Origin of the sequence: Duganella hordei, from assembly GCF_040369125.1 — a bacterium.
GTDB lineage: Bacteria > Pseudomonadota > Gammaproteobacteria > Burkholderiales > Burkholderiaceae_D > Rugamonas > Rugamonas hordei.
Map to the genome: position 1 here is coordinate 153,973 of NZ_BPWI01000008.1, position 22,880 is coordinate 176,852.

At 63.4% G+C, this 22,880-nt stretch carries 23 protein-coding genes; 11 read left to right on the forward strand and 12 right to left on the reverse strand.

Annotated elements, in window-relative coordinates; genetic code table 11:
* Window positions 1–8: 8 nt before the first annotated feature.
* On the reverse strand, window positions 9–1,139 hold the full coding sequence (locus tag ABWW33_RS19420) for an HlyD family secretion protein (protein WP_176652815.1): 1,131 nt from the start codon (window positions 1,137–1,139) through the stop codon (window positions 9–11).
* A 133-nt stretch (window positions 1,140–1,272) separates the two neighbouring features.
* Here ABWW33_RS19420 and ABWW33_RS19425 point away from each other — a divergent pair, with 133 nt between their 5' ends.
* From ABWW33_RS19425 to ABWW33_RS19435, 3 genes are all read left to right on the forward strand, one after another.
* Window positions 1,273–1,989: a TetR/AcrR family transcriptional regulator gene (locus tag ABWW33_RS19425; RefSeq protein WP_353403292.1), complete on the forward strand. Its 717-nt coding sequence runs from the start codon at window positions 1,273–1,275 to the stop codon at window positions 1,987–1,989.
* Between the two features lie 56 nt (window positions 1,990–2,045).
* Complete coding sequence (locus tag ABWW33_RS19430) at window positions 2,046–2,228, forward strand: hypothetical protein (protein ID WP_176652162.1); 183 nt, start codon at window positions 2,046–2,048, stop codon at window positions 2,226–2,228.
* A 93-nt stretch (window positions 2,229–2,321) separates the two neighbouring features.
* Entirely contained in the window at window positions 2,322–3,260 is a 939-nt protein-coding gene (locus ABWW33_RS19435) for an alpha/beta fold hydrolase (protein WP_353403293.1), read from the forward strand.
* A 10-nt stretch (window positions 3,261–3,270) separates the two neighbouring features.
* Here the strand turns inward: ABWW33_RS19435 and ABWW33_RS19440 are convergent, their stop codons facing one another.
* The 7 genes from ABWW33_RS19440 to ABWW33_RS19470 all read right to left on the reverse strand — a co-directional run bounded on the left by ABWW33_RS19440 (window position 3,271) and on the right by ABWW33_RS19470 (window position 8,308).
* The gene (locus ABWW33_RS19440) at window positions 3,271–4,014 is read right to left on the reverse strand and encodes a LytR/AlgR family response regulator transcription factor (protein ID WP_353403294.1); all 744 of its coding nucleotides are present in this window, start codon (window positions 4,012–4,014) and stop codon (window positions 3,271–3,273) included.
* 4 nt (window positions 4,015–4,018) lie between these two features.
* On the reverse strand, window positions 4,019–5,083 hold the full coding sequence (locus tag ABWW33_RS19445; protein ID WP_353403295.1) for a sensor histidine kinase: 1,065 nt from the start codon (window positions 5,081–5,083) through the stop codon (window positions 4,019–4,021).
* Complete coding sequence (locus tag ABWW33_RS19450; protein WP_353403296.1) at window positions 5,080–5,649, reverse strand: transcriptional regulator; 570 nt, start codon at window positions 5,647–5,649, stop codon at window positions 5,080–5,082. The genes ABWW33_RS19445 and ABWW33_RS19450 overlap by 4 nt, the downstream gene beginning before the upstream one ends.
* Window positions 5,650–5,662: 13 nt before the next feature.
* Window positions 5,663–6,220 (reverse strand): transcriptional regulator, encoded by a 558-nt coding sequence (locus ABWW33_RS19455; RefSeq protein ID WP_353403297.1) that lies wholly within the window; start codon window positions 6,218–6,220, stop codon window positions 5,663–5,665.
* A gap of 146 nt (window positions 6,221–6,366) precedes the next feature.
* Window positions 6,367–6,663, reverse strand: coding sequence for a TfoX/Sxy family protein (locus ABWW33_RS19460; RefSeq protein ID WP_176652808.1), 297 nt, complete (start codon window positions 6,661–6,663; stop codon window positions 6,367–6,369).
* 31 nt (window positions 6,664–6,694) lie between these two features.
* Window positions 6,695–7,351, reverse strand: coding sequence for a thiol:disulfide interchange protein DsbA/DsbL (locus ABWW33_RS19465; protein WP_353403298.1), 657 nt, complete (start codon window positions 7,349–7,351; stop codon window positions 6,695–6,697).
* Window positions 7,352–7,396: 45 nt separating this feature from the next.
* A complete protein-coding gene (locus tag ABWW33_RS19470; protein ID WP_176652806.1) occupies window positions 7,397–8,308 on the reverse strand; it encodes a LysR family transcriptional regulator in 912 nt (303 codons plus the stop codon).
* Window positions 8,309–8,400: 92 nt separating this feature from the next.
* Between ABWW33_RS19470 and ABWW33_RS19475 the strand changes: the two genes are divergently transcribed.
* Both ABWW33_RS19475 and ABWW33_RS19480 read left to right on the forward strand, forming a co-directional pair.
* Window positions 8,401–8,823, forward strand: a complete 423-nt coding sequence (locus ABWW33_RS19475; RefSeq protein WP_353403299.1) for a PACE efflux transporter — start codon at window positions 8,401–8,403, stop codon at window positions 8,821–8,823.
* A 21-nt stretch (window positions 8,824–8,844) separates the two neighbouring features.
* Window positions 8,845–10,143 carry a M20/M25/M40 family metallo-hydrolase gene (locus tag ABWW33_RS19480; protein ID WP_353403300.1) on the forward strand — a complete coding sequence of 433 codons (1,299 nt, stop codon included), beginning with the start codon at window positions 8,845–8,847 and terminating at the stop codon, window positions 10,141–10,143.
* Between the two features lie 4 nt (window positions 10,144–10,147).
* Here the strand turns inward: ABWW33_RS19480 and ABWW33_RS19485 are convergent, their stop codons facing one another.
* From ABWW33_RS19485 to aceE, 4 genes are read right to left on the reverse strand one after another with little or no spacing between them, the layout of a single operon-like run.
* Window positions 10,148–10,534 carry a hypothetical protein gene (locus ABWW33_RS19485; RefSeq protein ID WP_353403301.1) on the reverse strand — a complete coding sequence of 129 codons (387 nt, stop codon included), beginning with the start codon at window positions 10,532–10,534 and terminating at the stop codon, window positions 10,148–10,150.
* 60 nt (window positions 10,535–10,594) lie between these two features.
* Window positions 10,595–12,379 (reverse strand): dihydrolipoyl dehydrogenase, encoded by a 1,785-nt coding sequence (gene lpdA / locus ABWW33_RS19490; RefSeq protein WP_353403302.1) that lies wholly within the window; start codon window positions 12,377–12,379, stop codon window positions 10,595–10,597.
* A gap of 9 nt (window positions 12,380–12,388) precedes the next feature.
* Window positions 12,389–14,050: a dihydrolipoyllysine-residue acetyltransferase gene (gene aceF, locus ABWW33_RS19495; protein WP_353403304.1), complete on the reverse strand. Its 1,662-nt coding sequence runs from the start codon at window positions 14,048–14,050 to the stop codon at window positions 12,389–12,391.
* 32 nt (window positions 14,051–14,082) lie between these two features.
* Window positions 14,083–16,773, reverse strand: a complete 2,691-nt coding sequence (gene aceE / locus ABWW33_RS19500; RefSeq protein WP_353403305.1) for a pyruvate dehydrogenase (acetyl-transferring), homodimeric type — start codon at window positions 16,771–16,773, stop codon at window positions 14,083–14,085.
* 237 nt (window positions 16,774–17,010) lie between these two features.
* On the opposite strand from aceE, the gene folD reads away from it, so the two are divergent.
* From folD to ABWW33_RS19530, 6 genes are all read left to right on the forward strand, one after another.
* Window positions 17,011–17,856, forward strand: coding sequence for a bifunctional methylenetetrahydrofolate dehydrogenase/methenyltetrahydrofolate cyclohydrolase FolD (gene folD, locus ABWW33_RS19505; protein WP_353403306.1), 846 nt, complete (start codon window positions 17,011–17,013; stop codon window positions 17,854–17,856).
* Window positions 17,857–17,886: 30 nt separating this feature from the next.
* Window positions 17,887–19,959, forward strand: a complete 2,073-nt coding sequence (locus ABWW33_RS19510; protein WP_353403307.1) for a M3 family metallopeptidase — start codon at window positions 17,887–17,889, stop codon at window positions 19,957–19,959.
* A 2-nt stretch (window positions 19,960–19,961) separates the two neighbouring features.
* Window positions 19,962–20,573 (forward strand): glutaredoxin family protein, encoded by a 612-nt coding sequence (locus ABWW33_RS19515; RefSeq protein WP_353403308.1) that lies wholly within the window; start codon window positions 19,962–19,964, stop codon window positions 20,571–20,573.
* 115 nt (window positions 20,574–20,688) lie between these two features.
* Entirely contained in the window at window positions 20,689–21,114 is a 426-nt protein-coding gene (locus ABWW33_RS19520) for a DNA polymerase III subunit chi (RefSeq protein WP_353403309.1), read from the forward strand.
* Window positions 21,111–21,524 (forward strand): DUF2486 family protein, encoded by a 414-nt coding sequence (locus ABWW33_RS19525; protein WP_176652791.1) that lies wholly within the window; start codon window positions 21,111–21,113, stop codon window positions 21,522–21,524. Before ABWW33_RS19520 ends, ABWW33_RS19525 begins: the two co-directional genes overlap by 4 nt.
* A 166-nt stretch (window positions 21,525–21,690) precedes the next feature.
* Window positions 21,691–22,830: a branched-chain amino acid ABC transporter substrate-binding protein gene (locus ABWW33_RS19530; RefSeq protein ID WP_176652790.1), complete on the forward strand. Its 1,140-nt coding sequence runs from the start codon at window positions 21,691–21,693 to the stop codon at window positions 22,828–22,830.
* The last annotated feature ends 50 nt before the right edge of the window (window positions 22,831–22,880 follow it).

A 22,880-nucleotide genomic window follows, 5' to 3' on the forward strand; every position in this document is an offset into this window, starting at 1 on the left:
GCGCGTCCTTAGTGCTGGTTGATCGCCACTTCGGCGATCGCCGACATGCCCGGCACCAGGCGACCGCTCAACGCTTTCACGTCTTCCGGCTTGAAGGTGATCTTGACCGGCACGCGCTGGACGATCTTGGTGAAGTTGCCGGTGGCGTTATCGGCCGGCAGCAGCGCGAACTGGGCGCCCGAGGCCGGGGCGAAGCTGTCCACCTTGCCGATCAGTTCACGGCCCGGAATCGCGTCGATGGTGACTTTGACTTCCTGGCCCGGCTTCAGGCCGGCCAGCTGGGTTTCCTTGAAGTTGGCGGTCAGCCAGACGTTTTCCTGCACGATGGCGGTCAGCTGCTGGCCGGCCGTCACGCGCTGGCCCACTTCGATGGTGCGCTTGCCGATACGGCCGCCGACCGGCGCCAGGATCTTGTTGTAGGCCAGCTGCTGCTCGGCGTCCTTCAGCTGCACGCGCAGCACGCTCACCTGCGCCTTGAGCACGTCGCGCGCCGAACGGGCGGCGTTGATCTGGGCCTTGGCGGCGGTGGCGCTGTCCTTGCGCGCGGCCAGATCGGCCACGGCGCTGGCGCGGCCGGCGACGGCGGCGTCCAGTTCCGCTTTCGACACGGCTTTCATCTGGCTGTTATACAGCTGGCCGTAACGTTCGGCGTCCTGTTTGGCGCGCACCAGCTGCGCTTCCGACTGCGCCACCTGGGCGGCGGCGCCGCTGGCCTGGGCCTGCACCTGGGCGATCTGCGCGTCCGACTGCAGCACCTGCTGCTCGGCGCTGGCGATCTGCGCCTGGATCTGCTCCACCTTGACGTGCTGGTCGAATGGATCCAGTTCGGCGATGACATCGCCTTCCTTGACGATCTGGTTATCGTCGATCAGCACCTTGGTGACCACGCCGGAGATGCGCGCCGACACCGGATGCACGTGGCCGGCCACATAGGCGTTCTCGGTCTCGACGAAATAATGGCTGCGATACCACATGCGGCCACCGGCTGCCAGTGCGGCCAGCGCGACGATCGCGGCGATCACCAGCACGCGGCGGTTGGACTTGGCCGGCGCTGCCGGGGCGGCCGGCGCCACCGGAGCGGCTTGGGCGGCGGGAACGGCGCTGAGCACTTTCTGTTCTTGGTTGTGCTGGGTGGACATGTGCGGCTCCAAAAGAGAAATGAAATGGAAGAAGTGCATTATTGGCCGGTTTTTCGTCAAAGTCAAGAAATGAAACGATTGCATTTCATTTTATTTTGGACTACGATGTCGGCATCCATTACCATAAGCAACCATGAAGATCACCGCCGCCAACGCCGAGGCCCTGCAGGAGCAAGACTGTCCTGAAGGCGCCGCCAACGACTCCCCCGACTCGCCCTGCTACGGCAAGGCCGCCGGCCGCCCGCGCGCAGCCGACAAGGAAGCCCGCCGGCAGGCATTGCTGCACACGGCCGCCACGCTGTTCCTGGAAAAGGGCTACAGCAAGGTCAGTCTGGAGATGATCGCCCGCGAAGCGCACGTGGCGGTGCGCACGATCTACGTCAAGTTCGGCGGCAAGTCCGGTTTGCTGAACGCCGTCATCACCAACGGCCGCGAGCACTTCTTCGCCGGCATGGACAACATGGAAACCGACACCCGGCCGCTGCAGGACATCCTCAGCGACTTCTCGCTGCGCTTCCTCGAGCTGATCTCGATGCCGGCCTTCTGCAGCCTGCACCGCATGGTGGTGGCCGAGGCGCGCACCACGCCGGAGCTGGCCGAAACCTTCTTCAAGGCCGGCCCGCAGCGCACGCGCGAGGAGCTGGGCCGCTTCTTCGCCCGTCCCGACATCCGCGCCCAGCTGCGCGCCGACCTGCCGGTCGACACGCTGCCGGTATTCCTGATCAACTGCATCATGGGCGACATCATCACGCGGCTGCTGTTCCCGACCGACCAAACGCGGTCGACCGAAGAGTTGCGCACGCAGGCGAAGGAAGGGCTGGACCTGTTCCTGCGCGGCGTGCTTCGTTAGACGCTGTGCAAGTTTGCCATTTGCTCTATACTGGATTTTTCGAACACGGAGCGCACATGAGCAAAACGAATCGACTGGACTGGAGCAAGCAGATAACGCTGATGAACGAGCGCATCAAGAACTTTCAGGCCAACCCGGGCCAGGAACAGCTGGACGCGGTAATCCAGCAGCTGCAAGCCTACGCCGAAGCCGCGCGCAGTGGCGGCATCGAAATCCCCACCCTCTTCACCGTCAACTAAGCCCCGGGGTCAGTGCCGACATTTGGACACGAGCTGATCCGTAGTGCGGAAATATGAGACGATGGCGGTCTGCCAACTTGATGTCGGACTGCTATGAAACTGCTACGCTGGCTGTTGATCGTGATCGTGCTTGCCGGAGGCGGCGCCGCCGGTTATTACCGCTACAAAAATCCCGAAACACTCACGCTTGATGACCAGGCCCGCAACAGCGCGGGCGCGCGCGGCGCCTTCGTCGCGCTGAGCGGCGGCGTCACGCACTACGAAGCCGCCGGCCCCGCCAACGGCCGCGTCGCGCTGCTGGTGCACGGCTTCTCGGTGCCTTCCTACATCTGGGACCCGACCTTCAAGGCGCTCAACGAGGCGGGCTACCGCGTGATCCGCTACGACCTGTATGGGCGCGGCCTGTCCGACCGTCCCGACGCCGCCTACGACGGCGCCTTCTACGACCAGCAGATCGACGACCTGCTCAAGGCGCTGCAAGTGAGCGGGCAGGTGGACCTGTTCGGCCTTTCGTTCGGCGGCTTCGTCACGGCGCACTACGCGTCCACGCATCCGCAGCGGATCCGCACGCTGACCCTGGTCGATCCATCGAACGCGCGGCCGACCATCCCGTGGCAGCTGCAAGTGCCGCTGCTCGGCCCCTATCTGTTCCAGGTCGCCGCCGTGCCGACCATGGCCGACAACCAGGCCACCGACTTCCTGCACCCGGAGCAGTTCCCCGGCTGGGCCGACCGCTATCGGCCGCAGATGGCGTTCCGCGGCTTCGGCCGCGCGCTGTACCGGTCGCGGATGCAGCTGGCGCAGGTCGATTTCGACGCCATGTACGCCACCATCGCCAAGGCAGGCCTGCCGGTGCAGCTAATCTGGGGCAAGCAGGATCCGACGATACCGGTGGCGCAATCGGCCCACATCCGGCGCGCGATTCCCGCCGCCGAATACGTCGAGATCGACCAGTCCGGCCACCTGCCGCAGATGGAACAGACGGCGATCTTCAACCAGCGCATGCTGGCCTTCCTCGACACGCATCCTTGAGGATCCGCTCCTACATTCCCCTGAAGCGATGCTGGAATCGCTGACTCACGGGCAGGCGGGATGCATGACCGCGCAGGCTTAGCCACAGCGCCCCGTCGGCATCCCGGTTCACCGCCTCGATGCGCTTGACCGCGACCAGATAGCCGCGATGTATCTGCCAGAACCCCGCCTCCTCCAGTTGCTCCGCCAACTCCTTGAGCGGCGTGCGGATGTGGGCTTCCATCTGGTCGCTGACCAGCCGTGTGTATTTGAACTCGGATTCAAAATAGATCACATCGTTCAGATCGATGAAGTGGATCGTGTTGCCAACGCTGGCCTGAAGCCAGGCCGGAGGCTTCTTCGGCGCCAGTTGCTGAACCAGGCGCGCCAGGTCAGGCGGGGGCGTTCCCAGCCGGGCACGCAAGCGCTCGATCGCCCGTGTCAGGCGCACCGGATCAATGGGCTTCAGCACATAGTCCACCGCGCCCTCGTCGAATGCGGCAAGCGCATGCTCCTGGTACGCCGTCACAAAAACCACATGCGTGCGCGAACCAAATGCGCGGGCCACTTCGAGGCCGCTCAATCCCGGCATGCGAATGTCCAGGAAGGCGACATCGGGCTCCAGCTCGCGGGCCAGCCGCAACGCCTGCGCGCCGTCGGTGGCTACGCCTACCAATACCGCCTCTGGCCATAAGGAGGCCAGGGCGGCCCGCAATTCAGCGTGCAACAGCGGCTCGTCGTCAGCAATCAGGATGCGCGGGGAGACGATAGTCATGTTTTTAACTGGAACTGGTTAATGAAAACGGCAGTGTCAACTCCGCGGTGGTCCAACCATCCGCCCCCATGCTCAGGCGCAGATTGGCGGCGGGCCCATACAACGCGTCCAGGCGTTGCCTGACATTGCGCAGGCCCACGCCGCTTCCCAGCACGGCGTTGCCGACGCCTGCACCGTTGTCCCGAACCATAACCTGCACGCGGTCCTGGGTGCGCTGCGCGGACACCGCAACCGTCACCGGCCCCGCATGCGGCTCCACGCCGTGCTGGACGGCGTTTTCCACCAGAGGCATCAGCATCAGCGGCGGCAACGTCAAGCCTTGCACATCATTGTCGCAATGGACTTGAACACTCAGGCGCTCGCCATAGCGTATCGCCATCAATTCGAGGTAATGCCCAGCCAGTTCGCACTCGCGGCCCAGGGTGGACATAGGACTGCGCAGATCAGGCAAGACACTGCGCAGATAGGCGATCAGGTGGTCGAGCATCTCGACCGCCCGTTCCGGCTGATGACGTACCAGGTAGCGCGTATTGGCGAGCGTGTTGTACAGGAAGTGAGGCTCAATCTGCGCCTGCAGCGCCTTCAGGTCTGAAGCCAGGGCAGCCTGCGACAATTGGGCCAGGCGCAACGCGCGCGCATGATGTTGCGACATCCAGAGCGGCAGCAAAAGCAGCAGCATGATCAGCGCCGCTTCCGCCGCCATCACCTGGCGTTCGTTGAGGACATCGATTCCGATCTGCGACAGGCAAGCCGCGTAGATCCAGCCGGCCGACACCGCACTGACAGGCACAAACACCATCAGGCTGGCCCAAACTGCGCCCCATGTCCGTGTCGCCGGCCAGCTGCTTTGCATCAGCAGCAACAGCCCGGCAGTGCCTCCCAGCGGCACAAGCAAAGCCGCGAACAGGGCCAGCCAGGTGTAGGCCCGCAGCTGGAAAGCCAGGGTCGACGTCAATCCGACCAGCACCACGCTCAGTCCCAGCTGGCGCGGCGAGCACCCGGCATGCTGCCTCACCGCCTGCGCGGCGCCGCCAGGGTCGGCGCCCATCCACGCACGCAGGCCGGTCATAGCGTGGGCTGCTCCGGCAGATGGGTGGGAGGCATCACATCCACCGGCAAGGCGTTGCTCACCACCTCAAAGGACAGTTCATCTATCCACACCTGGCCGCTGCCGGAATTGATCACGCCGAAGGCGATGCTGACGCCATCTTCCGGCACATCCAGCGTGACGCTGCGCAGCTGCCAATCGGCGTCGCCTTTGATGGGCTGATCGCTGCTGTTATAGAAGGCGGCGTTGGGACGCTGTTTTGCCTGTACCTGCATCCACAAGCCGGCCCAGTTACTCACACCACGGGTCTTGATTTTCGCGCGGAAGCGTACCCGTTGGCCGACATAGCGCTGGGCCGAGATGACTTGGGTCAGCGCTGCGAAACCCTTGCCGTCGCCCTGGGTATAGCGCAAGAACTTGGCCCCCCTGCCGCTGGCCGTTTCCACATTGTCTATGCCAGCCTGGTAAGAGCTGATACGGTCGCCCGACACAAACCATGGAGACGGCAGCTTTCCAACCGATTCCGCCGCCACGACCCACAGGGAGGTCGCGGTCAGCACGGTGGCGATCACGTGCAGGGGTTTCATATGGCGTTCAACCTTACAGTACGGGTTCCGCTGCCAACGGACCATGTCCGGGGTACACGTCCACGGGAATCTCCGGACCGACCACCTCCAGTGAAAGCTGGTCTATCCAAACCTGTCCCTTGCCGGCATCGATAACGCCAAAACTCAATGCCGCCGCGTCTTCCGGGACATCCAGGGTCACGCTGCGCAACTGCCAATCGGTGCTGCCAGCGATGGGCTTATCCTGGCTGTTATAAAACGCTGCGTTGCGGGGGCCCGGGCTGTCTATACGCATCCACAAACCAGCCCAGTTGCTGACGTCGCGGGTCTTGATCATCGCCTGGAAACGAACGCGCTTGCCCTGATAATTCTTGGCGGAGATCTGCTGCATCAGCGTGCCGAATGCGTTGGCATCACCGTCGACATAGCGTATGTAACGCGCACCCTTGCCGCTGACCGTCACATTGCTGTCCTCGCCGATTTCATACGATTTTGGCTTCCCGCCGGTCAAGAACCAGTTGCCTGCCGTCGCCGCAGATGCCGCGATGCCGATGGACGCCAGCAGTATCACAATCAGGATTTTGAATTTCATATCAATTCTCCGTGGTCATGACGGATTGTCATGGCATCACTATGCATCCTGAAACGAGCGCCGGGGCAGGCTTGCGACAAACGCAGCCAGGCGCCGACGAACGCCACCCTTCGCGGATAAACGCAAACCGCATCCGACCTGGAAGTCTATTCCGCCGAATCGATCGCCTTGCGCGCCCACACCAGCATCTGCTCGGGATCGTCCAGCAGGAACTCGGGCGCCGTGTAGAATTTGCGGACCTGCACCGTGCCCTTCTTCGTCTCGTAGGAAAACGGCTGCGCGCCTTCGGCCTCGAACCCGGCGCGGGTGGCGTCGCCGACACGCAGGTAGAGCGTGCTGCCCATCACCCACGCGAACTGCTTGCCGTGATAACTGAACGCGCGTCCGCCGAAAAAGACCGCATCCGACACCGCGCCACCCAGCGGCGCGAACTGCTCGCGCATCCAGCTCACGAACTCCTTGTTCGCCGCCACCTTATTTGCGCGCCTGCGCGACCAGCGCGTCCAGCACCTGCAAGGTCGCCTGGTCCAGCTTCTGGCGCGGGATGCCAGGATTGCTGGCGTCGACCATCGACGGATTGGTCGAGTAGCGGCCGCCGACGATCAAGGTCGGTGTACTCGTGACCTCATACGTGCCCGCCACGCGGCCGGCGTTTTTCAGCTTGGTGACGATCGAGAACGAGTTGTACACCGCCAGGAACTTGTCCTTGTCGATGCCGTTCTTCACCGCCCAATCGAGATTGTCCGCGTCGCTTTTCAGGCGGCGGCGCTCGACGTGCCAGGTGCTCAGTATCTTGGCGTGCAGCGACTCTTCCAGCTTCATCGCTTCCAGCGTCAGGAACAGGTGCGCCTCCGGATCATTCTCGCCGGTCAGCGGCAGATGAATGCGGCGGAAGACGATGTTATCGCCCTGCTTCTTGACCCACTCCAGCATCGCCGGCTCCAGCGCGTAGCACGCCGGGCAGTGATACATGAAGAACTCGATCACCTCGACCTTCTTGCCCTGCGCCTGCACCGGCTGCGGCGTTTTCAAGGTGGTGTACTCGGCGCCGTTGCGCGGCGCGGTGGGCGATGCAAATGCAGCGCCGGCCAGCAAGGCGACAGCGGCGACTGCGAGTTTCAAGCGTAGCATGGATGTCCTTTATCAAAAATCGGCACTGCGAATATACCAGCTTCGCTACTGCTGCGCCGGACGCGCCTCCAGCCCGGCGATGTCCTTCATCAGCGCGATCAGGCGCCGCGCACCGAGGCCCAGCGGCTGGTCGTTGAGCCACACCACGTCCACCCACAACTGCACCTGGTTGCTCATGTGCGAGAAGCCGATGCCCAGCAGTTCGCCCGAGTCCAGCATCGGCGCCGCCAGCCTGCGCGGCAGGTAGGCCCATCCGACGCCCGCCTGCACCAGCCGCAGCGTGGCCAGATGGCTGTCGGTGCGCCACAGCTTGCGCGAGATGAGCACCCGTTCGTCCTCCATCCGCGCGTCGCGGCTGACGATGGCGATCTGACGGATATCGACCAGGTCTTCCAGCCGGAATTGGCCGTTGCGCTCGCGCGCCTGCGGATGCCGCGGCGAGATCACCGCCACCAGCACCTCGCTGCCCAACTCCTGGAAGCTTTCGCGCTGGTCGGTCTGCGGACGCTCGTAGATCAGCGCCAACTGCGCCGAGCCGTCGTGCAGCATGCGCAGCGCGTCGTTCTGCGGCGCCGACAGCACGTCCACCTCCAGCGACGGGAACTCCTGCGCCAGCCGCGCCAGCGGATCGCTCCACGGCGCCGACAACAGCTCGGGCGCGATGGCCAGCGTCAGCCGCCGCTCCAGCCCCTGGTGCAGCGACAGTGCATGCGCCTGCAGGCGGCGCAACTGGCCGGCCATCTGCCGCGCCTCGGCCTCCAATGCGCGCGCCGACGCGGTCGGCCTCACTTCGCGCGAGCTGCGCTCGAACAGTTGCAGGTCCAGCTCCGCCTCCAGGTTCGCAATGGCCATGCTGACGGCGGACGGCACCCGCCCCAGCGCCCGCGCCGCTGCGGAAAACGAACCGTGATCTAGCACGGCGAGAAAGATGGCGATGTTATCGCTGGAGAAGGCCATGCCTCATGCTGTCAGAAAAACTGATAGCTGTCGACTTTTTCGATCAGAAATAGTCGATTACCATGGTTGCATCGTATTACGGAGGAAACATTATGCAAGGACTGAAACGCAAGGTCGTCTATATCTCATTGTTTGAACTGATCGCCATCGGCCTCACCAGCAGTGCGCTGGTGTTCCTGGCCGGGCACGACGCCGGACATGCCGGCATCGCCGCCGTGGCCTCGTCGCTGGTCGCGGTGGTGTGGAATTTCCTCTACAACGGCATGTTCGAAGCATGGGAAGCGCGCCAGGCCAAGCGTGGCCGCAGCTGGCTGCGCCGCATCGCGCACGCGCTGGGTTTCGAGGGCGGCCTGGTGATCATCCTGGTGCCGCTGTTCGCCTGGTGGCTGGATGTCTCGCTGTGGGAAGCCTTTGTGCTGGACGTGGGGCTGGTGGTATTCTTTATGATTTATACCTTTCTCTTCAGCCTCGCTTTCGACCGCATCTTCGGTCTGCCCGCGTCGGCGCAAGCTTGAGATTCAACTTCCGGAGTCCACATGGTATTGAAACCGTACGCGTTCGCAGCACTGATGATGACGTTGAGCGTGGCGCATGCCGCCGAGCTTTCGCCGGTTGAGCAGAAGATTGTCGCCGAAGTGAAGGCGCATTCCGAGCAGGGCTTGCAGTTGCTGGAGCGCTCAGTGAATATCAACAGCGGCACCATGAACCACGAAGGCGTACGCGAAGTTGGAAAGCTGTTCCGCGAACAGTTCGATCAATTGGGATTTGCCACGCGCTGGATCGACATGCCGCCGGCGCTGCAACGCGCCGGCCATCTTGTCGCCACACGCGAAGGCAAGCAAGGCAAGCGCCTGCTGCTGATCGGCCACCTGGACACCGTGTTTGAAAAAGACAGCAAGGTACAACTGTGGAAGCGCGACGGCGCACGCGTGCGCGGCCAGGGCGTCAACGACATGAAAGGCGGCGACGTCATCATCGTCGAAGCCCTGCGCGCCTTGCAGCGCGTGGGCGCGCTGGATAATACCAATATCACGGTGATGTTCAGCGGCGACGAGGAAAGCGCCGGCCATCCGATCGAGATTTCTCGCGCCGACATGATCGCAGCCGCCAAACGCAGCGACATCGCCCTCGCCTTCGAGGCCACGGTGCGCGACAAGAACGGCAAGGACACCGGCACCATCGGCCGCCGCGCCTCGTCGTCGTGGGAACTGGAGGTGAAAGGCAAGCAAGGCCACTCCAGCGGCATCTTCACCGAAGGCGCCGGCTATGGCGCGGTGTACGAAGCGGCGCGGATACTGGACGGCTTCCGCCAGCAGGTGATCGAGCCTGACCTGACCTTCAGTCCCGGCCTGATCATGGGGGGCACCGACGTCAGCGTCGACGCCACAGGCACCAACGGCCAGGCTTCCGGCAAGGGCAACGTGATCGCCAAGACGGCCACTGTGAAAGGAGACCTGCGCTATCTCAGCTACGAGCAGCGCGACCGCGCGCACGCCAAGATGAAAGCCATCGTCGCGCAGAACCTGCCGGGCACCAGCGCCAGCATTGTGTTCCACGAATCGTATCCGCCGATGTCGCCGACGCCGGGCAACCTGGCGGTATTGAAAACCTATTCGCAAGCCAGCAGCGACGCCGGCCTGGGCGAGATCCCCGCCCTGCCGCCGGGCCAGCGCGGCGCCGGCGACGTGCAGTTCGTGGCGCCGCTGGTCGACAGCCTCGACGGCCTGGGCGCCACCGGCAACGGCGCCCACTCGCCGGATGAAGACCTGGAAATCGCCTCCATCGAACGCGCGACGATCCGCACCGCGATCCTGCTCTACCGTCTGACGCGCTAAGTCATCAGCCGCGCAGCGCCACCATCGCCACGCCGGCCAACAAGCCGAGTGCGGCGATCAAGCCATAGGCGATCAGCGCCAGCATGGCTGCGCCCTTGCTGCCCTGCGGTTCGCCGCCGGCCGTGCGCGCGCGGGGCGCCAGGTACCAGGCGCCGATGCCGACCTGGATCACCATGCCGGCCGCGATCGACACGGCCAGCGGTATCGCGTTGCCCGACAAGCGGTTCAGCAGCGTGCCGGCGCCCAGCACCATCAACAAGATCAAGCTGAAGATGCAGGCGTCGCGCCAGCTCAGCAGCGCGCGCCTGTACAGGAAGGCGGCGAACTTGACGATGCTGGTGTACAGCGCGATCGACAACAGCAACGGGATAAACGACAGTATGGAAGACATCTTGAAACCCCGGCTATAAAAAAACCGGGAACAAGTCCCGGTTTTGTGATGACACTACGCTTAGCGCTTGCGTGGTGGAGGCAGGTCGGTGCAGACGCCTTCGTACACTTCGGCGGCCATGCCGATCGACTCGCCCAAGGTCGGGTGCGGGTGGATCGTCTTGCCGATGTCGGTGCCGTCGCAACCCATCTCGATCGCCAGCGCGATCTCGCCGATCATGTCGCCGGCGTGCGTGCCGACGATGGTGCCGCCGATGATGCGGTGCGTTTCAGCATCGAACAGCAGCTTGGTGAAGCCTTCGGCGCGGCCGTTGGCCACGGCGCGGCCGCTCGCTGCCCAAGGGAAGTGGCCCTTCTCGACCTTGATGCCCTTGGCTTTCGCTTCGTCCTCGGTGATGCCGGCCCATGCCACTTCCGGATCGGTGTAGGCCACCGATGGAATCACCTTCACGTCGAAGTGCGACTTCTGGCCCGCTGCGGCTTCCGCCGCCACGTGGCCTTCGTGCACCGCCTTGTGCGCCAGCATAGGCTGGCCCACCAGGTCGCCGATGGCGAAGATGTTCGGCACGTTGGTGCGCATCTGGCTGTCCACGGGGATGAAGCCGCGATCGGTCACCGCAACGCCGGCCTTGTCGGCGGCGATCTTCTTGCCGTTCGGGCTGCGGCCCACTGCGACCAGCACCAGGTCGTAGACCTGCGGCGCTGGCGCGGTGGCGCCGGCTTCCGCCGCTTCGAAGGTGACCTTGATCCCTTCCGGCAGCGCTTCAACGCCAACCGTCTTGGTCTTGGTCATGATGTTGTCGAAGCGCTTCTCGTTGAACTTCTGCCAGACCTTGACCGCGTCGCGGTCGGCGCCTTGCATCAGGCCGTCCATCATTTCGACCACGTCGATGCGCGCGCCGAAGGTCGAGTACACGGTGGCCATTTCCAGGCCGATGATGCCGCCGCCGATGACCAGCATGCGTTTCGGGATCTGACGCAATTCCAGCGCGCCGGTCGAATCGACGATGCGCGGATCTTCAGGCACGAACGGCAGCTTCACCACGGCCGAACCGGCAGCGATGATGGCCTGCTTGAACTGCACCACCTTCTTCGTGCCGTCGCCGGCGGTGACTTCGATGTGGTTCGCGCTCAGGAACTGGCCGACGCCGGTGACGACCTGCGTCTTGCGTGCCTTGGCCATGCCGGCCAGACCGCCGGTCATGTTCTTGATGACGCCTTCCTTGTACTTGCGTACCTGGTCGATGTCGATCGTCGGTTTGGCGAAGGTGACGCCGGTGTTGGACATGTGCGAGGTTTCGTCGATCACGGATGCCACGTGCAGCAACGCTTTCGACGGGATGCAACCCACGTTCAGGCACACGCCGCCCAGCGTTTCGTAACGCTCGACGATCACGGTGTTCAGGCCCAGGTCCGCGGCGCGGAACGCGGCGGAGTAACCGCCTGGACCGCCGCCCAGCACCATCATGTCGCAGTCGATGTCGACCTTGCCGGCGTAGCTGCTGCCGGCTGGCGCGGCGATCGGTGCGGCCGGTGCCGGCGCAGGGGCCGGAGCCGATGCGGCGGCAGCCGGTGCAGGGGCTGCGGCTGCCGGAGCGGCGGCCGCGCCAGCGGAAGCGTCCACCACCAGCATCAGCGAACCTTCCTTGACCTTGTCGCCGACCTTGACCTTGACTTCCTTGACCACGCCGGCGTGCGAGGACGGAACCTCCATGCTGGCCTTGTCCGATTCCACGGTGATCAGCGACTGATCGACCTTGATCGTGTCGCCAACCTTGACCATCACTTCGATCACTTCAACTTCTGCGAAGTCGCCGATGTTCGGCACTTTCACTTCTGTGCTCATAGTCGCTCCTTACAGCAGAATTTTGCGCATGTCGCCGAGCACTTCGCTCAGGTACACGGAGAAGCGAGCACCCATCGCGCCGTCGACCACGCGGTGGTCGTAGGACAGCGAGGTACCCATCATCAGGCGAGGCTGGAATGCCTTGCCGTCCCAGACCGGCTTGATCGAGGCCTTGGACAGGCCCAGGATCGCCACTTCCGGCGCATTGACGATAGGCGTGAAGTGCGTGCCGCCGATGCCGCCCAGCGACGAGATGGTGAAGCTGGCGCCTTGCATGTCGGTCGGTTTCAGCTTGCCTTCGCGCGCCTGCAGCGACAGGTCGGTCATTTCCTTGGCGATCTGCGAGACCGATTTCTGGTCGGCGTTTTTGATCACCGGTACAACCAGGCCGTTCGGCGTGTCGGCGGCGAAGCCGATGTTGTAGTACTGCTTGAGGATCAGGTTTTCACCCTTCTCATCCAGCGACGCGTTAAACGACGGGAATTTCTTCAGCGCGGCGACCGATGCCTTGATGACGAAGGCCAGCATGGTCAGCTTGGCTGCGTCCTTGTTCTTGGCATTGGCGTTGTTGGTCTCGACGCGGAACGCTTCCAGGTCGGTGATGTCGGCATCGTCGAACTGCGTGACGTGCGGGATCTGGACCCAGTTGCGGTGCAGGTTGGGACCGGAGATTTTCTTGATGCGCGACAGCGGCAGCAGTTCGGTCGGACCGAATTTGCTGAAGTCCAGCGACGGCCATGGCAGTACGCTGAAGTTGCCGCCGCCACCAACGCCCGAACCCGCGGCTGCGCCGGCAGGCGCCGATGTGGTGCCGGCCATCACGCCCTTGACGTAGTTCTGCACGTCCAGCTGGGTGATGCGGCCTTTAGGACCGGAACCAGGCACTTTGCCCAGGTCGACGCCCAGTTCGCGGGCGAACTTGCGGATCGACGGCGATGCGTGCGCCAGCTTGCCGGTCTGGACCGAGCCTTGCGATGCGCTTGGCGCAGCGGCGGCAGCGGCCGGAGCCGGCGATGGAGCGGCTGCGGCCGGAGCGGCTGCAGCTGCTGGCGCGGCGGCGGCTGCAGGGGCAGCTGCAGGTGCGGCAGCGCCGCCCGTAGCTTCCACCACCAGCACGACCGTGCCCATGGCAACCTTGTCGCCAACCTTGATCTTCACTTCCTTCACCACACCAGCGTGCGACGAAGGGATTTCCATGCTGGCCTTGTCCGATTCAACGGTCAGCAGCGACTGATCGACCTTGATCGTGTCGCCAACCTTGACCATCACTTCGATGACTTCCACTTCCTTGAAGTCGCCGATGTCCGGCACCTTGACTTCGACCGGGCCGGACGAAGCGGCGGCAGCCGGCGCGGGCGCTGGGGCAGCGGCAGGCGCCGGTGCGGGAGCCGCAGCGGCCGGTGCGGCGGCAGGAGCAGCGGCCGCGCCGGCGCCATCAGCCTCCAGCAACAGCAGCAGCGAACCTTCGGCCACCTTGTCGCCGACCTTGACCTTGATTTCCTTGACCACACCAGCGGCGGACGAAGGAATCTCCATGCTGGCCTTATCCGATTCAACGGTAATCAGCGACTGGTCCACCTTGATGGTGTCGCCGACCTTGATCATCAACTCGATGATTTCAACTTCCTTGAAATCACCGATATCCGGGACTTTAACTTCCACAATGCTCATAGCGTTTGCTCCGTTTCTTTTTTCTTAGCGGATTATTGGGTCACCGGATTTGGTTTGTCGGCATTGAGGCCGTACTTGACGACTGCCTGTTCAACCACCTTGGCGTCGATCTTGCCTTCTTCCGCCAGCGATTTCAGCGCGGCGACCGTGATGTAGTAACGGTTCACTTCGAAGAACTCGCGCAGTGCGGCACGGGTATCCGAACGGCCGAAACCATCGGTGCCCAGCACGCGGTAGGTGCGGTCTTTAGGAATGAAGGCGCGGATCTGTTCAGCAAACGCACGCATGTAGTCGGTCGTCGCAACGATAGGGCCGGAGGTATCCTTCATCAGCTGCGCCACGTAAGGCACGCGTTGCGGCTTGGTCGGATTGACCAGGTTCCAGCGCTCGGCGTCCTGGCCTTCGCGCGCCACCAGCGTCAGCGACGGAGCGGACCACACGTCGGCGGCGATGTTCCAGTCCTTCTGCAGCAGTTCGGCGGCGAAGATCGATTCGCGCAGGATGGTGCCGGAGCCGATCAGCTGCACGCGCTGCTTGGCTTTCTTGTCGCCTTCCTGCAGCAGGTACATACCCTTCAGGATGCCCTCTTCCTGGCCCGGCTTGATGCCTGGGTGCGGGTAGTTCTCGTTCATGATGGTGATGTAGTAGAACACGTCTTCCTGGTCTTCCACCATGCGGCGCATACCGTCCTGGATGATCACTGCCACTTCATGGCCGAAGGTCGGATCGTAAGGCATGCAGTTCGGTACAGCCGCTGCGAACAGGTGGCTATGGCCGTCTTCGTGCTGCAGGCCTTCGCCGTTCAGCGTGGTGCGGCCGGCGGTGCCGCCCATCAGGAAGCCACGGGCGCGCATGTCGGCGGCGGCCCAGACCAGGTCGCCGATACGCTGCATGCCGAACATCGAGTAGTACGTGTAGAACGGGATCATCACGCGGTTGTTGGTCGAGTACGAAGTCGCCGCTGCGATCCACGAGCTCATGCCGCCGGCTTCGTTGATACCCTCTTGCAGGATCTGGCCGGCCTTGTCTTCGCGGTAGTACATCACCTGGTCTTTATCGACCGGCTCGTACAACTGGCCTTGCTGGTTGAAGATGCCGACCTGGCGGAACAGGCCTTCCATACCGAAGGTGCGCGACTCGTCGACCAGCACCGGCACGATACGCGGACCGACGCTAGGGTCTTTCAGCAGCGTGGTCAGGATACGCACGTAGGTCTGGGTGCTCGACACTTCACGGCCTTCGGCGGTCGGGTCCAGCACGTTCTGGAACGCGGTCAGCGGTGGTACGGTCAGCTTCTCGTCGGCCTTCATGCGGCGGGCCGGCAGGTAGCCGCCCAGCGCGGCGCGGCGCTCGTGCAGGTACTTGATTTCCGGCGCGTCGTCGGCAGGCTTGTAGAACGGGATGTCTGCCAGCTGGTCGTCCGGGATAGGGATCGAGTAGCGGTCGCGCATTTCACGGATCGCTTCGTCGGTCAGTTTCTTGGTGTTGTGCGCGGTGTTGCGTGCTTCGCCGTGCTTGCCCATGCCGAAGCCCTTGATGGTCTTCACCAGCAGCACGGTCGGTTGGCCTTTGTGTTCCTGCGCGACCTTGAAGGCGGCGTAGATCTTGTGCGGATCGTGGCCGCCGCGGGTCAGGCGCCAGATGTCGTCGTCGGTCATGTTGGCGACCATTTCCAGCAGCTTCGGATGCTTGCCGAAGAAGTGCTTGCGCACGTAGGCGCCGTCCTTGGCCTTGTAGTTCTGGTATTCGCCGTCGATGGTGTCCATCATCACCTTGCGCAGGATGCCGTCCTTGTCCTGCTTCAGCAGGGCGTCCCAGCCCGGGCCCCAGATGACCTTGACGACGTTCCAGCCGGCGCCGCGGAAGTCCGCTTCCAGCTCTTGAATGATCTTGCCGTTGCCGCGCACAGGGCCGTCCAGGCGCTGCAGGTTGCAGTTGACGACGATGACCAGGTTGTCCAGCTTTTCACGCGCGGCCATGCCGATCGCGCCCAGCGATTCCGGTTCGTCCATCTCGCCGTCGCCGCAGAATGCCCAGACCTTGCGGTCGGTGGTGTCGGCGATCGAGCGCGCGTGCAGGTACTTCAGGAAGCGGGCCTGGTAGATCGCCATCAGCGGGCCCAGGCCCATCGACACGGTCGGGAACTGCCAGAAGTTCGGCATCAGTTTCGGGTGCGGATACGAGGACAGGCCCTTGCCGCCGACTTCGCGACGGAAATGGGTCAGCTGCTCTTCGCTCAAACGGCCTTCCAGGAACGCGCGGGCGTAGACGCCTGGCGACGAGTGGCCCTGGATGTACAGCAGGTCGCCGCCATGGCTGTCGCTAGGCGCTTTCCAGAAGTGGTTGAAGCCGATGCCCAGCATGTTGGCCAGCGAGGCGAACGAGGACAGGTGGCCACCGAGGTCGCCGTCGACGCGGTTGGCCTTGACGACCATCGCCATGGCGTTCCAGCGCATCCACGAGCGCAGCTTCTCTTCGTATTCCAGGTTGCCGGGGCAGTGGGTTTCGAGGTGGGCGGGAATGGTGTTGACGTAGGCGGTATTGGCGGAGAACGGGATATCCGAGCCGCTTTGGCGGGCCAGGTCGATCAGGCGCTCCATCAGGTAGTGAGCACGTTCAGGGCCCTCTTGTTCCAGCACTGCAGCCAGTGCGTCCAACCATTCTTTGGTTTCCTGCGAATCAGGGTCGGTGTTTGCCGTAACCTGGTCAAGTTGAGCTGACATGTATTAAGTCTCCTGAGTTTGAGTGCTGACGTAACGCTGATTATTTACCAATACTTCAATGCCGTGTGCGATTCTAACAGCAGTTTTCTTATTTTTCAAATTACGATACGTCATTTCGTATTATGAAATTTCCCTATGAGAATCTTGTGCGACGCAACATCACTAAACCGTGGGAAACGAGGCGCAGCGCGCGCTGCGGCTTTATAATCCTGCTTTCCTCTCCAACCTGGTTAAATCATGCCTGCACAACTGATCGACGGAATCGCCCTCTCCCAAAAACTGCGCACGGAAATTGCTGCACGTGCTGCCGCCCTCACCGCCCAAGGCAAGCAGCCCGGCCTGGCCGTGATCATCGTCGGCGACGACCCGGCCAGCCATGTGTACGTGCGCAACAAGGTCAAGGCTTGCGAGGACGCCGGTTTCTATTCGTTGAAGGAACAATACCCTGCCGACATGACCGAGGCCGCCCTGTTGGAGCGCATCGCCGCGCTGAACGCCGATCCGGCCATCCACGGCATCCTGGTGCAAATGCCGCTGCCCAAGCATATCGACCCGCACAAGATCATCGAGGCCATCTCCACCAAGAAGGACGTGGACGGCTATTCGGTGCTGAGCGCCGGCGAGCTGATGGCCGGCCTGGACGGCTTCCGCCCGTGCACGCCGTACGGCTGCATGAAGCTGATCGAAAGCACCGGCGTCAGCCTGCGCGGCAAGCACGCGGTCGTCATCGGCCGCAGCAACACCGTCGGCAAGCCGATGGCGCTGCTGCTCTTGCAAGCCAACGCCACCGTCACCATCTGCCACAGTGCGACGCCGGACCTGGGCCTGTACACCCGCCAGGCCGACGTCGTTGTGGCCGCAACCGGCCGCCGCAACACGCTGACCGCTGATATGGTGAAGCCGGGCGCGATCGTCATCGACGTCGGCATCAACCGCGACGAGGCGGGCAAGCTGTGCGGCGACGTGGATTTCGCCGGCATCAAGGAAGTGGCTTCGCACATCACGCCGGTGCCGGGTGGCGTGGGTCCGATGACCATCACCATGCTGCTGATGAACACCGTCGAAGCGGCCGAGCGCACTTAAATAAACCGTATCGTACCTATTGGACTCAAGATGACTGACCAAAATCCCCTGCTGGACTTTTCCGGACTGCCGCGTTTCGATGCGATCAAGCCAGAGCACGTCACCCCTGCCATCGACGATCTGCTGGCCAAGAGCCGCGCCGTGGTCGAGCAGTTGCAGGCGCCGTCGGAGCAAGTGACCTGGGACGGCTTCGTCACCCCGCTGGAAAACGCCACCGAACTGCTGGGCCGCGCCTGGGGCATCGTCAGCCATCTGAACAATGTGGTTGATACGCCTGAGCTGCGCGCCGTCTACAACGAGAACCAGCCCAAGGTCACCGAGTTCTGGACCGAGCTGGGCCAGAACGAGGCGCTGTTCGCCAAATACAAGGCGCTGCGCGCCTCGGCCGAGTTCGCCACGCTGGCGCCGGCGCGCAAGCGCATCATCGACAACGCCGTGCGCGACTTCCGCATGGGCGGCGCCGAACTGCCGGCGGATAAGAAGGAACGCTTCGCCGAGATCCAGGAAGAGCATGCGTCGGTGTCGACGCGCTTCTCCGAAAACGTGCTCGACGCCACCAACGACTACAAGCTGCTGGTGGCCGATGAAGCCGACCTGGCCGGCCTGCCCGCCGACGTCAAGGCCGCCGCCCGCGCCGCGGCGGAAAAGGAAAGCAAGCAAGGCTACGAATTCTCGCTGCACTTCCCGTCCTACTTCCCCATCCTGCAATTCGCCGACAAGCGCGAGCTGCGCGAGACCATCTACCGCGCCAACGCCACCAAGGCGTCCGAGCAGGGCGAGGTGTTCAGCAAGAAGGAAGACTGGGACAACACGCAAAACATCGTCACGCTGCTGAAGCTGCGCGACGAGGAAGCCAAGCTGCTGGGCTATAAAAACTTCGCCGAAGTGTCGCTGGTGCCGAAGATGGCCAAGTCGCCCGACGAAGTCATCGCCTTCCTGGAAGACCTGGCCAAACGCGCCCGTCCGTTCGCCGAGCAGGACCTGGCCGAACTGAAAAAATTCGCGCAGGACGAACTGGGCATAGCCGAACTGAAAGCCTGGGACATCCCCTACGCGTCCGAGAAACTGCAGGAGCGCCGCTACGCCTTCTCGGCGCAGGAAGTGAAGCAGTACTTCCCCGAGCACAAAGTGATCGACGGCCTGTTCCGCCTGATCCAGCAACTGTTCACCGTCGAGATCAAGCCGGACACCGCGCCGGTCTGGCACAAGGACGTGCGCTTCTTCCGCATCGAACGCAACGGCAAGCTGATCGGCCAGTTCTACCTCGACCTGTACGCGCGCGCCGGCAAGAGCGGCGGCGCCTGGATGGACGACGCGCGCGGCCGCCGCGCCGACGACAAGGCGGTGCAGACGCCGGTCGCCTACCTGACCTGCAACTTCACCGAGCCCGCCGTGGTCGACGGCAAGGTGCAGCCGTCGCTGTTCACGCACGACGAAGTGACCACGCTGTTCCACGAGTTCGGCCACGGCCTGCACCACATGCTGACCCAGGTCGACGAGCTGGGGGTGTCCGGCATCTCCGGCGTCGAGTGGGACGCGGTCGAGCTGCCGTCGCAGTTCATGGAAAACTTCTGCTGGGAGTGGGAAGTGCTGGAACACATGACGGCCCACGCCGTCACCGGCGAGCCGCTGCCGCGCGCGCTGTACGACAAGATGCTGGCCGCGAAGAATTTCCAGTCCGGCCTGCAGACCCTGCGCCAGGTCGAGTTCTCGCTGCTCGACATGCACCTGCACTACGACTACGACGCCAGCACCGGCAAGACCGTGCAGCAAGTCATCGACGAGGTGCGCGCCAAATTCGCGCTGGTCATTCCGCCCGCGTTCAACCGCTTCCAGAATTCCTTCGGCCACATCTTCTCCGGCGGCTACGCGGCCGGCTACTACAGCTACAAGTGGGCCGAGGTGCTGTCGGCCGACGCCTACGCGGCGTTCGAGGAAGCGCAGACGCTGGGTCCGGACGCCGTCTCGGAAACCGGCAAGCGCTACCTGCGGGAGATCCTGTCGGTCGGCGGTTCGCGCCCCGCGCTGGAATCGTTCACCGCCTTCCGCGGCCGCGAGCCGAGCATCGACGCGCTGCTGCGTCACAGCGGCATGGCGGCCTGAGCATGAAGCGGCCGGCCGTGCCCGTGCTCGCCCTTGCGCTGCTGTGCTCAGGCACGGCCGGCGCGCAGGTCTTCAAGTGGAAGGACGACAAGGGCGTGACGCACTACAGCGACCAGCCGCCGCCGCCGAGCACGCCGGCCAGGACCAGGGTCGAAGTGAAATCGTTTACCACCGGCGGCGCGTCGGTGGAACTGCCGCCGGAACTGGCCGACGCCGTCCGCAATCGCCCGGTCACGCTGTACACCACGGCGGACTGCGGCGGCTGCAGCAACGGCCGCGCCATGCTGATGGCGCGCGGCATTCCGTTCCGCGAAAAAACCGTCGCCACGGCCGACGACCAGGCGGCCTTGAAGAAGGCCGGCAGCAACGGCCAGTTGCCGCTGTTGCTGGTGGGCCGCAGCAAGCTCACCGGCTTCGAGCAGGGCAGCTGGGACGTGCTGCTGAGCGAGGCCGGCTATCCGGCCGAGAAGACCCTGCCGGCGACTTACCAGTACCCCGCGCCGGTCCCTGCGGCGCCGCCACCGCCGCCTCCACCGGAGCAGCCGACACGCACAGAAATCGACGCTGTCAAGCCTCCGCCGCCGGTCAATGCGCCGCCGGGCTTCCAGTTCTAAAAATCGGCGCACGGTAGCAACATCGGTGCCAGCGGTAACAATCAATTTCGAATAAACTGGAATCAAGCGGCGCCACGCCGCATGCACTTCCCTCTACAGAGCAGACCAGACAGCCATGACACGCATCGATTTCCACACCAACGTGCCGGACAAGATCGCCTATGCCTGCCGCCTCGTGCGCAAGGCATACGCGGCCAACAACCGCGTGGTGCTGATGGCCGAAGATGAGGCGCAACTGGCGGAACTTAACGCGGCGATGTGGACATTTTCCGCGACCGGCTTCCTGCCGCACGTGCTTGCCGGCGATGCGCTCGCGCCCCATACTCCAATCATTCTCACCGACAACGATGAGGCGGAATTACCACACAAAGAATTATTGGTAAATTTGTCGCGCCGCGCACCTTCCGGGGTCGCGCAATTCGAGCGCATGATAGAAGTGATTTCCTCCGACGAGGATGATGCGGCTGCCGGCCGCAAGCGATACGTCGCATACAAGCAGCAAGACTACCCACTTACCCACTTTGTCACAGGAAAATCATGAGCCAAGCCCAATCGTTTGACGCCAGTATCCCTGTATTGACGGAAGTCCTGAAAGCCGAGCCGCTGGGCGAAGACCTGCTGCCAGGCGAGGCCGCTTCCGGCACACGCTCGACGCTGTCCAAGCGTTCCGAAATGGCCGCCGAGCTGGAGGCCGAAGCCATCGACGGCTGGAGCGAGGCGGAATGGGCGATGATGGAACACCGCCTGTCCGAGCGCATCATGCACCAGCTGCAGTCGCGCGTGGACTTCGTGCTGGAGCAGCGCATCAAGGACAGCATGGCCGAGGTGCTGAGCCACGCGCTGCACGACCTGACCAACGAGATCCGCATCGGCCTGCACGACACCATCGAAAAAATCGTCGCCCGCGCCGTGTCGCAGGAACTGACGCACCTGCAGGCGCAAAAAAAGTAGTTTCCCCGCTTCCTCCTCCTTGGCGGTTACCCCCGGTAACCGCCAAAAGTTCAATTCCCTGCAATTCTCCCTTTGCGTGGCGAATAATTTGTTGTACCTTTTGGCCTTGCAGAAAAAATTCTGCGGCGTTCACGAGACACCGTTATTCAACCATTGGAGAATGTATATGCTGTTCAAGACGAAGTTCATTCCACTCGCCATCGCCCTGGCTTTCGCTGGCAGCGCCGGTGCGCAAGAAGTGATCAAGATCGGCCACGTCGCTCCGGTCTCCGGTCCTTCCGCTCACCTGGGCAAGGACAATGAAAACGGCGCCAAGATGGCGGTTGAAGAGTTGAATGCCAAAGGCATCAAGATCGGCGGCAAGCCGGTCAAGTTCGTGCTGGTGCTGGAAGACGACGGCGCCGATCCGAAACAGGGCACGGCGGTCGCGCAGAAGCTGGTCGACGCCAAGGTCAACGGCGTGATCGGCCACCTGAACTCGGGCACCACCATCCCCGCCTCGAAGATCTACTTCGACGCCGGCATCCCGGAAATCTCGCCGGCCACCACCCAGACCAAGTACACGCAGCAGGGCTTCAACTCGGCCTTCCGCGTGGTCGCCAACGACGCCAAGCTGGGCAGCGCGCTGGGCAGCTACGCCGTCGGCAAGATGGGCATCAAGAAAATCGCCGTCATCGACGACCGCACCGCCTACGGCCAGGGCGTGGCGGAGGAGTTCATCAAGGGCGCCAAGAAGGCGCTGCCCGGCGTGCAAATTGTCGGCAAGGAATTCACCACCGACAAGGCCACCGACTTCAACGCCATCCTGACCACCATCAAGGGCAAGAACCCCGACCTGGTGTTCTTCGGCGGCATGGACTCGGTAGGCGGCCCGCTGCTGCGCCAGATGAAGGCGCTGGGCATCCAGGCCAAGTACATGGGCGGCGACGGCCTGTGCACCGAATCGCTGCCGAAGCTGGCCGGCGAAGGCGCGGTCAAGGTCGTCACCTGCGCCGAAGCGGGCGGCGTCTCGCCCGAGCTGCAGAAGAATATGGACGACTTCCACGCCCGCTACAAGAAGAAGTACAACATGGACGTCCAGCTGTACGCGCCGTACGTGTACGACTCGGTGATGACGATGGCCGCCGCGATGCAGGCCGCCAACTCGGCCGAGCCGGCCAAGTACCTGCCGTTCCTGCAGAAGATCAAGTACCAGGGCGTGACCGGCCTGATCGAGTTCGACAACAAGGGCGACATCAAGGACGGTGCGCTGACGCTGTACAACTACGACAACGGCAGCAAGACCCGGATGTCGGTCATCAAGTAAGCCTCCTCGCCCCAACGAAAAACGCGCCGGGTTCAGTCCCCCGGCGCGTT

What these genes read in the sequence shown, in the direction of transcription:
- ABWW33_RS19420 (WP_176652815.1), bottom strand. Translation starts at nt 1,139, where the DNA reads ATGTCCACCCAGCACAACCAAGAACAGAAAGTGCTCAGCGCCGTTCCC.
- ABWW33_RS19425 (WP_353403292.1), top strand. Translation starts at nt 1,273, where the DNA reads ATGAAGATCACCGCCGCCAACGCCGAGGCCCTGCAGGAGCAAGACTGT.
- ABWW33_RS19430 (WP_176652162.1), top strand. Translation starts at nt 2,046, where the DNA reads ATGAGCAAAACGAATCGACTGGACTGGAGCAAGCAGATAACGCTGATG.
- ABWW33_RS19435 (WP_353403293.1), top strand. Translation starts at nt 2,322, where the DNA reads ATGAAACTGCTACGCTGGCTGTTGATCGTGATCGTGCTTGCCGGAGGC.
- ABWW33_RS19440 (WP_353403294.1), bottom strand. Translation starts at nt 4,014, where the DNA reads ATGACTATCGTCTCCCCGCGCATCCTGATTGCTGACGACGAGCCGCTG.
- ABWW33_RS19445 (WP_353403295.1), bottom strand. Translation starts at nt 5,083, where the DNA reads ATGACCGGCCTGCGTGCGTGGATGGGCGCCGACCCTGGCGGCGCCGCG.
- ABWW33_RS19450 (WP_353403296.1), bottom strand. Translation starts at nt 5,649, where the DNA reads ATGAAACCCCTGCACGTGATCGCCACCGTGCTGACCGCGACCTCCCTG.
- ABWW33_RS19455 (WP_353403297.1), bottom strand. Translation starts at nt 6,220, where the DNA reads ATGAAATTCAAAATCCTGATTGTGATACTGCTGGCGTCCATCGGCATC.
- ABWW33_RS19460 (WP_176652808.1), bottom strand. Translation starts at nt 6,663, where the DNA reads ATGCGCGAGCAGTTCGCGCCGCTGGGTGGCGCGGTGTCGGATGCGGTC.
- ABWW33_RS19465 (WP_353403298.1), bottom strand. Translation starts at nt 7,351, where the DNA reads ATGCTACGCTTGAAACTCGCAGTCGCCGCTGTCGCCTTGCTGGCCGGC.
- ABWW33_RS19470 (WP_176652806.1), bottom strand. Translation starts at nt 8,308, where the DNA reads ATGGCCTTCTCCAGCGATAACATCGCCATCTTTCTCGCCGTGCTAGAT.
- ABWW33_RS19475 (WP_353403299.1), top strand. Translation starts at nt 8,401, where the DNA reads ATGCAAGGACTGAAACGCAAGGTCGTCTATATCTCATTGTTTGAACTG.
- ABWW33_RS19480 (WP_353403300.1), top strand. Translation starts at nt 8,845, where the DNA reads ATGGTATTGAAACCGTACGCGTTCGCAGCACTGATGATGACGTTGAGC.
- ABWW33_RS19485 (WP_353403301.1), bottom strand. Translation starts at nt 10,534, where the DNA reads ATGTCTTCCATACTGTCGTTTATCCCGTTGCTGTTGTCGATCGCGCTG.
- lpdA (WP_353403302.1), bottom strand. Translation starts at nt 12,379, where the DNA reads ATGAGCACAGAAGTGAAAGTGCCGAACATCGGCGACTTCGCAGAAGTT.
- aceF (WP_353403304.1), bottom strand. Translation starts at nt 14,050, where the DNA reads ATGAGCATTGTGGAAGTTAAAGTCCCGGATATCGGTGATTTCAAGGAA.
- aceE (WP_353403305.1), bottom strand. Translation starts at nt 16,773, where the DNA reads ATGTCAGCTCAACTTGACCAGGTTACGGCAAACACCGACCCTGATTCG.
- folD (WP_353403306.1), top strand. Translation starts at nt 17,011, where the DNA reads ATGCCTGCACAACTGATCGACGGAATCGCCCTCTCCCAAAAACTGCGC.
- ABWW33_RS19510 (WP_353403307.1), top strand. Translation starts at nt 17,887, where the DNA reads ATGACTGACCAAAATCCCCTGCTGGACTTTTCCGGACTGCCGCGTTTC.
- ABWW33_RS19515 (WP_353403308.1), top strand. Translation starts at nt 19,962, where the DNA reads ATGAAGCGGCCGGCCGTGCCCGTGCTCGCCCTTGCGCTGCTGTGCTCA.
- ABWW33_RS19520 (WP_353403309.1), top strand. Translation starts at nt 20,689, where the DNA reads ATGACACGCATCGATTTCCACACCAACGTGCCGGACAAGATCGCCTAT.
- ABWW33_RS19525 (WP_176652791.1), top strand. Translation starts at nt 21,111, where the DNA reads ATGAGCCAAGCCCAATCGTTTGACGCCAGTATCCCTGTATTGACGGAA.
- ABWW33_RS19530 (WP_176652790.1), top strand. Translation starts at nt 21,691, where the DNA reads ATGCTGTTCAAGACGAAGTTCATTCCACTCGCCATCGCCCTGGCTTTC.